Annotated in this window: 1 protein-coding gene; it reads right to left on the reverse strand. The window is 47.3% G+C overall.

Annotated features, from left to right (window positions below; genetic code table 11):
* The coding region (locus R7190_RS28595; RefSeq protein WP_318138024.1) for a DUF4382 domain-containing protein at positions 1–621 on the reverse strand (621 nt) is incomplete at both ends.

Below are 621 nucleotides of genomic sequence, written 5' to 3' on the forward strand. Positions count from 1 at the left end.
CTTCTTCGTCTTGCGATTCATTCACATTAGCTACCGCAACTGGCGCGTTGAGTGGAACTGTCGCGCCCATATCGCCCATGGTTGAGCGATCCATGGAACCCGCATACAGGTAAACAGAGTGAACGGCAGGCACATCATGAATCGCGTTCCATGCCGCACTGTCTGCTTCGCAAGCTTGGTATTGCACGTTACTTACCGTGCCAGCGATATGGCCTGAATCTGATGCGTTCACCAAACTTACTGCATTCGAGTTCATATTTATGTGTTCTTGGCCGACTGGATCCGCCAGACCTTTACGCAAATCAAACTCTACAACGTAGCTATTGTGCCCAGTATGAACTTTTACATACTGACCTTTTTGGGAAAACTTCAAGCGACCCTGATCGCTGGTATCGGGCTTAAAGCCAAAGCAGCTACCACGACTTGGAACAACAAGACCTTTTACTGAGCCATCAGTTTTTTCGACATACGATAGAGACGTATCATTCAACTGTCGGCCATCTTTCGCGTAAACGCACATGGCGTAATCACCTGGAGCAATTTGTTGTTCGCTAATGATGGTTTTAGCATTTTTCCCTTGGTATTCCATCAAATCAACTTGATGTAGAGCGCCGTTCTCGC

The sequence above is a fragment of the Vibrio sp. 1078-1 genome (genome assembly GCF_033340475.1).